Below are 2,098 nucleotides of genomic sequence, written 5' to 3' on the forward strand. Positions count from 1 at the left end.
AAGTTCAGTCGCTAGCTCCTTCGAACTTTTTTATTTTTGAACGTTAATTTTAAAGGCTCTTATTTGCGTTCTAAGCGATTTTAGCTAACAGTGAGCTATCTAACTGTCTGTCAACGGTAAATCGAATTAAAGGGACTTACTGCTTTAGCAGTTAGTCCCTTTTTGAGGCTTTAAGGAGTTGACAGACTTTACTCAACCCAAGAGCCTTATGTCCTAGGAAACAAGCCATTGTTTCCTCGAGCCCAGCGGCGGCAAGCGTTGCGCTCCAGCTGGCTCAGCTGGTCGGTGTGGCTGAAAGCCACGGTTTTAAAAAAAGACAGTTCAGCGGTTTTTGCTGATCTGTCTTTTTGGGTTTTGAAAGCGACGTTTTTTGGCGCTTTCTTCTTATCTTGATACTACTACAAACAACGTCATTTTTTGGGTTTTGCTGTAAAGCGTTGACAGGCCGGCGTTTATAGTGCATAATTTGGCTTATTAAAGTTGACTGAGGGTTTTGAATTTTTATTGACTCAGTTGTCTTAGATTATTTAAAAAACTGCATAAAAAAACTCACGTGGAAATCCTAACTTTGGCGAGCAGGACACGTGAGCTAATCAATAATATACGTGAGATAAGTCTACTGACAAGTGAGTTATTTGTCAACGTTGACTATCTAAAGTCTATTTTTATACTTTACGAATGTGATTAGCTCCAAGCCACGTGAGAAATTCATTGCTGGATTGGAGCTATTTTTATGTCAAAAAAGATTCTAAAAGATGTTAGTCGTAACGGAAAAGAACGGCCGTGGCGTGAACGTAAATTGGAAAACTTACAGTACGCGGAGTATTTGAGAATACTTAATTTTAAAAAAGCTAATCGTGTTAAAGAATGCGGTGAAGTATTGAGATTTGTTGCTGATGATGAGGGTCGACTGCGGCTTTATCAGACATGGTTTTGTAAGAGTCGATTGTGTCCATTGTGCAATTGGCGTCGCTCAATGGGACAATCTAATCAGTTAATGCAAGTTTTAGACGAAGCTCATAAGCAACGAAAAACGGGTCGCTTTTTGTTTTTAACGCTGACGGCGGAAAACGCATCTGGCGAAAACTTGAAACAGGAAGTCAGAAAAATGGGGCGGGCAATTTCTAAGCTGTTTCAATACAAGAAACCGGCCAAAAACTTGTTGGGTTATGTGCGTTCAACCGAAATTACGATCAACAAAAATGGGACTTATCATCAGCACATGCACGTGCTGCTTTTCGTTAAACCAACTTATTTTAAAGATTCAGCAAATTATATTAATCAGGCAGAGTGGTCAAAACTTTGGCAACGGGCTATGAAGTTAGATTATCAGCCAATTGTTAATGTTGAGGCTGTTCGCTCGAACAAGGCTAAAGGTAAAAACTCGTTAATTGCGAGTGCACAAGAAACCGCTAAATATCAAGTTAAGTCCAAAGATATTTTGACGAATGACCAAGAACGTGACCTGCAAGTGGTTGAGGATTTGGAACAGGGATTGGCGGGGTCACGTCAAATTAGTTATGGTGGGTTATTTAAAGAAATTCGCAAGCAGTTACAACTTGAAGATGTTGATGATCACTTAATTAATGTCGATGATGATAAAGTAAAAATCGATGAGGTGGTTCGCGAGGTCGTTGCGAAATGGGATTATAATAAGCAAAATTATTTTATCTGGTAAAGATAATGTCAGAAGTTAGCCAATGGTTGAGCCAATTTCGAAAAGAAAATGCGCAACCATAGTGCACAAAAAAGCCGATTTGCGAACAGCAAACTTTCGGCTTTTTTTGTGCGGTTTTTTTGTGTCCTTTTTTTGCAAAAAAAGGGCAGGTTTTCGGGTTTGAACTTGTGTCGTTTTGCGAAGCGAAATCGGCATGCTTTTGACTTTGATTTTAGGGGGATAAAAGGGGGAGCGAAGCGCCCTCTTTTCAAGCGGGAATGGGCATACTTTTGCGAAGCAAAATGTATGTCATTCCGACAGCTTGCAGTATCTGTTTTTTAATGTTGGGTTAAACGTGACCGAAAAGGAAGCGTTTATACTTACATTTATTCATTAAAAATCTAACCGCATAGGGCAGATTGAGAATGATGGTTCTTAGGG

The 2,098-nt window shown here is 39.6% G+C and carries 1 protein-coding gene; it reads left to right on the forward strand.

Going from position 1 to position 2,098, the window contains the following annotated elements; all coding sequences use genetic code 11:
• Nucleotides 1-733: 733 nt before the first annotated feature.
• On the forward strand, nucleotides 734-1,678 hold the full coding sequence (locus LROSL1_RS00050; RefSeq protein WP_045353949.1) for a protein rep: 945 nt from the start codon (nucleotides 734-736) through the stop codon (nucleotides 1,676-1,678).
• The last annotated feature ends 420 nt before the right edge of the window (nucleotides 1,679-2,098 follow it).

The sequence above is a fragment of the Furfurilactobacillus rossiae genome (assembly GCF_013394005.1).
In the GTDB taxonomy this organism is placed as follows: Bacteria; Bacillota; Bacilli; order Lactobacillales; family Lactobacillaceae; genus Furfurilactobacillus; species Furfurilactobacillus rossiae.